The organism is Dietzia sp. PP-33 (assembly GCF_033790845.1).
Lineage (GTDB): Bacteria > Actinomycetota > Actinomycetes > Mycobacteriales > Mycobacteriaceae > Dietzia.
The window spans coordinates 1-5351 of record NZ_JAMYEI010000021.1; the positions used below are offsets into that span (position 1 = coordinate 1).

Here is a 5351-nt window from a genome sequence, read left to right on the forward strand (position 1 = left end):
AGAACCCGCACCGCTACCACCGACGCCCACGCGCCCAATCCGTGCACGACAAATCCTGGATCAACAAGCCCAACGAGCACCAACCCGCAAACTAGCAACTGCCTCAAACAGGTTGACAGCTACCGCGAAGCGCAGGCGGGAGTGCATCGACAGGGGCGGCTGCGGTCCGGGCGTGCAGGCGCGGGAGCGGATGCCCGGGGGAGGGATAGAAGAGGCGCCGTCGCGGGCCCAGTTGGACAGTCGATCAGGTGCGTCTGGGCCGACTATCCCCGTGCGGGGGCGGTATCCCGGGCAGCGGCGGGTCCGGACGGGTCGTCGCGGACCTCGTCGTCGTCGCCGATGGTCCTCTCCACGCGCACCGCCCAGGCGACCAGCGCGATCCACACGGCGACCAACGCCAGCAGGATCGGGGTGGTCGCGGACGCCGGCACCTCGGCCCACAGCAGCAGGGTGCGGGAGTTGGTCACCACGATCAGGCCGCCGGCCGCCGTGCCGAGCACGCGCGCGGGCAGATGCTTGACCAGCCAGGCCGCCAGCGGCGCCACGATCACGCCGCCGGCCAGCAGGGCCAGCGCATAACCCCATTCGATCCCGGCCGCGCCCAGGCCGAGGAGGAAGCCCAGCGAGCCGCCCACGGCCACCACGAACTCGGAGGTGTCGATGGAGCCCACCACCTTGCGCGGTTCGACCCGGCCCGAGGACAGCAGCGAGGTGGTGCCGACCGGGCCCCAGCCGCCGCCGCCCAGCGAGTCGAGTGTGCCGCCCACGAGTCCCAGCGGGACCAGGAACCTGGTGCGTACACGGCCTCGGAACTCCGGACGGCGGCCGCCCAGCGCGAGGAAGCGGTACAGCACGTACAGGCCCAACGAGAGCAGGATGACGCCCACGACCGGCTTGGCCACGTCGGCGGGGAGGGAGGTCAGGATGGTCGCCCCGGCGAACGCGCCGATCGCGCCGGGCACGGCGAGGATGCGCACGATCCGCCAGTCCACGTTGCCCAGTTTGTGGTGTGAGATGCCGGAGGCCAGGGTGGTGCCGATCTCCGCGAAGTGGACGGATGCCGACGCCGCGGCGGGCGCGATCCCGGCCGCGACCAGCAGCGTGGTGGAGGTGACGCCGTAGGCCATGCCGAGGGAACCGTCGATGAGTTGGGCGATGGCGCCGACCACGCCGAGCACGATGAGTGTCTTCACGAGCGCTCCGTTTATCTAGTGAGTGGACTAAGTAGACCAACACAGTAGACATTAGATGGGACGCCTGTCCAGACCGGTCTGTCCACATCGGCGATGGCGAGCGGGACCTCGTGCCGTCAACATGAGAATTTTGTGACACAATGGCTGCATTCGCGCCGACTCGGGGTCGGCGCCCAGCTCTGGGAGCGAGATGAACGAAGTCGGCGAACGGGCATGTTATGTCCAGGAGGGCACCGATGGTGCGACCTGGGGGTGTCATCGCTGCGGAGCGAAGAGCGGCGTCCTGCCCTCGCGGGGCGCGGCACGGGTCGCGGCCGACGCCCATCGCTGTCCCGACGAGCCGGCGCGCGTGGTCCGGGAGTACGGCAAGGGGCGACGCCGAAGCCTGCGTCTGCGCCGACGGTAGGCGTCTCCCCCTCGCCCGTGCGGCGGGCCTCCTAGTGTGGAGGGCATGACAGCCTCCTCGCGATCCTCGGACCAACAACTCGCCGTCGACCTGGCCGCCGACGCCGGACGGCTGCTGGTGGAGCTGCGGTCCTCGGGTCCCACCAAGCGTGCACTGGGCGACCTCGGTGACCGGCGCGCCAACTCACTGTTGCTGGACCGGCTGGCCGCCGAGCGCCCCGGGGACGCGGTGCTGTCGGAGGAGTCGAGCGACGATCTCGCGCGCGTCGACGCAGACCGGGTGTGGATCATCGACCCCGTCGACGGCACCCGCGAGTACGGTCTCGGCGACCGCCCCGACTGGGCCGTCCACGTGGCGCTGTGGGAGCGGTCCGGGGACCCGGCGCGGTCACGGCTCACGGCCGCGGCGGTGTCCCTGCCGGCTCTCGGGGTCGTGTTGGGGATCGACGACGACGAGGTCTACGCCGCTCCCGTGGGCAACGGCGGGGTGGACGGGGGAGGCCTCCTCCCGCCACGCCCGGGCTCACGACCGAGGATCGTCCTCTCGGCCTCCCGCCCGCCGGCGTTCGCGGAGGCGGTCGCGCAGGCGGTGGGCGGGGATCTGGTGCCGTTGGGGTCGGCCGGGGCCAAGGTCGCCGCCGTGGTGCGCGGAGAGGCCGACGCGTACATCCACGCGGGTGGGCAGTACCAGTGGGATTCGGCCGCCCCGGCCGGGGTGGCACTGGCCCGGGGGTTCGTCGCGCTCCGCGTGGACGGCTCGCCGCTGGAGTACAACGTGGCCGAGACCTACCTCCCTGATCTGGTTGTCTGTCGCGCAGACCTGGCCGAGGCGATCCTGGGGGCGATAGCCTCCACAGGGTGATGAGCCACAACCCCTCTGCCGGAGCCGAAGTCGCGCCAGAAGTGTGGCGGCTCGAGCATCCTGTTCACGGGACGCTCGAGGTCGCGGTGGGTGGGCCCGGTGCCCTGCGGGCGGTCGACGGCGGCTACCCGCGTCCGAAGGGGGACCGCGGCGGGAGAACGGCCCCTGCGGTGGCGGAGGAGGGGTCGCGCGAGCTCGCGGAGGCGGACGCTGCCGGACCGGACCGGGTGGCCAACCCGGGTTACGTGCTGCTGCGTGAGGGTGAGGTCGTGGGCAGGGCTCACCAGATCGGCGATCACCGTGTCGCCATCGACGCGGACCCACCCGGACCCGGGAAGTTCACCACCGGACTCAAGGCGTTCTCCGGTCCGCGCGTGCAGATGCGCAGCAGCGCGTTCGCCACCGCCGTCCGCCAGGTGACTTTCCGTGACGGACGGGACGTCGTCCACTTCGACCCGCCGCCGGGCTCCGCCGCCGAGGCGAGGCTGGAGGCGATAGCCGCGTCGCCGTGGAAGCGGGTGGCGTACCCGGTCGCCGCGGGCATCGGCAGGTCAGGCTGGGCGATCGCCGCGATCATCCTCCTGCCCTTGATCGGCAGGCTCCTCGAGCCGGTCCTGGACTGGGTCCTCGAGCGCCTTCCGGATGTCGATCTCCCGTGGCCGGACTGGTCACTGCCGCAGATCCCCTGGCCGGACATCTCGCTGCCGTCGATCTCTCTGCCCGCGGTCACCCTCCCGGCCTGGGTCGAGTTCCTCCTCGAGTACTCCAAGGTGTGGGTCCCACTGGTGATCGGCGTGGCCTTCGCCGTCGTGGCGGTCCGGCATTCCCGGCGGTCACGGGCCATCAAGGAGTCTTGGCGGTCGGGCCGGGGGCGCGAGCCGGGGCCCGGCGACGAGAGCGACCCGGGCGACGGGCGCGAGCCGGGGGACGGGCGCGAGCCGGCAGACGGGCGCGAGCCGGGCGACGCGCGATGACCCGGCCCCGCGGATGCGGGACCGGGTCACTCGGACCGGGCTCTCGGGCTACTTGCTGGTGATCAGGGCTCCGGCGATGGCCGCCATGAACGCGTCCTTGGCCAGGCTCATGCCCTCCTGGCTGGGACGGATACCGTCGGACTCGGTCATGGAGGGGTTGCGGAAGTACATGGCCAGCAGGCCGGCGGTAAAGGTGCCGAGCGCGGCGCCCGCGAGGCGCGGCGAGACCACGGGGGTCAGCAGGGCCGCCCCGATCCCGATCTCCGAGTAGGCGACGAACTTTCCGAACGTCTCCGGCTCCATCTTGGTGACCTGCGGGACGCCGGTCGCCGCGAAGCCCTGCAGGCCCTGGGCGGCCTCGGTGGGCAGGTTGCGCTTGGACAGCCCCGAGTTGAGGACGAACGCGCCGGTGATTCCGCGGAGGATGGCGTTGGACAGGCTCATGGTGTGCTCCTTGTGCGTGGGCGAGTCAGTGTGTGACAGCGGTAGTTGATGCAACACTTTGGTGATGTGACATCAATAAGGATAACGCACCGGTCGGGCGATCTCATCCCGGGGAGATGCACCGCACAGGATGCGAGGACGCGCCGCCGGTGGGACAGTCACCTACATGAGCACCACCGACGATCGCGCCCTCGCCGACAAACCAGCCCCGGACGCCGACCCGGACGCCGGTAAACCCGAGTCACCGACCTCCCTCAACAAGGGGTCGTGGAAGATCGGCCTCAAACGGGCCGCGGGGGAGTTCTCCAAGGACCAGTGCACCGACCTGGCCGCGGCGCTCACCTACTTCGCGGTGCTCTCGCTGTTCCCCGCGTTGCTGGCCGTGGTGTCGCTTCTCGGCGTGTTCGGCCAGGGCCAGGCCACGGTGGACGCCGTGATGGGGCTGTTCGAGGGAGCCGCCCCGGAAGAGACGCTCGCCACCCTGCGCGGCCCCATCGAGTCGCTCGTCAACACCCCGGCCGCCGGTATCGCGCTGGTCACCGGTCTGGTGGGCGCGCTGTGGACGGCGTCCGGTTATGTGGGCGCCTTCGGTCGGGCCATGAACCGCATCTACGAGGTCGAGGAGGGTCGGCCCTTCTGGAAGCTCAAGCCCCTCATGATCGTACTGACGGCGGTACTCCTGCTGCTGGTCTGCCTGGCCGGGCTCATGCTGGTCGTCAGCGGGCCGATCGCCGCCTGGGTGGGTGACCTCGTGGGCCTCGGCGAGACCGCCGTGACCGTGTGGGGGATCGCCAAGTGGCCGGTGCTGGTCCTCGTCGTCGTCGTCATCCTGGCCGTGCTCTACGGGTTCTCGCCCAACGTCAAGCAGCCGAAGTTCCGCTGGATCTCCATGGGCGCGATCGTGGCGTTGCTGGTGTGGGCGGTCGCGACGGCCGGGTTCGTCTTCTACGTGTCCAACTTCGGCAGCTACAACGCCACCTACGGTTCGCTGGCCGGCGTCATCGTGTTCCTGCTCTGGCTGTGGATCACCAACAACGCGCTGCTGTTCGGTGCGGAGGTCGACGCCGAGGTGGAGCGCGCCCGCGAACTCCAGGCCGGGCTGCACGCCGAGGAGAACATCCAACTCCCGCCGCGGGACACCACCGCGAGCGACAAGGCCGAGGAGAAGCGTCAACAGACCATCGACGATGCCGCCGACGTCCGCCGTGAGGCCCAGGCGGAGCAGGCCCGCAACGGCGACTGATCCCCGCGCGGCCGCCTGAGCACCAGCCTGTACGCCCCTGCTGGCATCCGCTCCCGCGCCTGCCCACTTCGCCCGCATCCGCTCCCGGCGATGTACTCACGCGTGTACCGCTCGGAAGTTGTCAACCTGTCTCAAGACAGGTTGATGCCAGTGGTGGTGGGTAGTGCTGGTGCTTTCGGTGGTGCCGAGTATCTGCGGGGATGCAGTGCCGCTGCCCAGTCCAGGGTCTG

5 protein-coding genes are annotated in these 5351 nt (G+C 70.5%); 3 read left to right on the plus strand and 2 right to left on the minus strand.

Features of this window, described 5'->3' with window-relative positions; translation table 11 throughout:
- Positions 1–263 precede the first annotated feature (263 nt).
- A complete protein-coding gene (locus NJE57_RS19815; protein ID WP_319030206.1) occupies positions 264–1193 on the minus strand; it encodes a sulfite exporter TauE/SafE family protein in 930 nt (309 codons plus the stop codon).
- Between the two features lie 451 nt (positions 1194–1644).
- Here NJE57_RS19815 and NJE57_RS19820 point away from each other — a divergent pair, with 451 nt between their 5' ends.
- Both NJE57_RS19820 and NJE57_RS19825 read left to right on the plus strand, forming a co-directional pair.
- Complete coding sequence (locus NJE57_RS19820; protein WP_319030207.1) at positions 1645–2460, plus strand: 3'(2'),5'-bisphosphate nucleotidase CysQ; 816 nt, start codon at positions 1645–1647, stop codon at positions 2458–2460.
- Entirely contained in the window at positions 2460–3434 is a 975-nt protein-coding gene (locus tag NJE57_RS19825) for a hypothetical protein (RefSeq protein ID WP_319030208.1), read from the plus strand. The genes NJE57_RS19820 and NJE57_RS19825 overlap by 1 nt, the downstream gene beginning before the upstream one ends.
- Before the next feature lie 48 nt (positions 3435–3482).
- Here NJE57_RS19825 and NJE57_RS19830 read toward each other — a convergent pair whose 3' ends face one another.
- Positions 3483–3878, minus strand: a complete 396-nt coding sequence (locus NJE57_RS19830; RefSeq protein ID WP_319030209.1) for a hypothetical protein — start codon at positions 3876–3878, stop codon at positions 3483–3485.
- Positions 3879–4044: 166 nt separating this feature from the next.
- Between NJE57_RS19830 and NJE57_RS19835 the strand changes: the two genes are divergently transcribed.
- Positions 4045–5121, plus strand: coding sequence for a YihY/virulence factor BrkB family protein (locus NJE57_RS19835; RefSeq protein ID WP_319030210.1), 1077 nt, complete (start codon positions 4045–4047; stop codon positions 5119–5121).
- Positions 5122–5351 lie beyond the last annotated feature (230 nt).

Coding starts and splice junctions, on each gene's coding strand:
- NJE57_RS19820 (WP_319030207.1), top strand. CDS start 1,645: ATGACAGCCTCCTCGCGATCCTCGGACCAACAACTCGCCGTCGACCTG.
- NJE57_RS19830 (WP_319030209.1), bottom strand. CDS start 3,878: ATGAGCCTGTCCAACGCCATCCTCCGCGGAATCACCGGCGCGTTCGTC.
- NJE57_RS19835 (WP_319030210.1), top strand. CDS start 4,045: ATGAGCACCACCGACGATCGCGCCCTCGCCGACAAACCAGCCCCGGAC.
- NJE57_RS19825 (WP_319030208.1), top strand. CDS start 2,460: ATGAGCCACAACCCCTCTGCCGGAGCCGAAGTCGCGCCAGAAGTGTGG.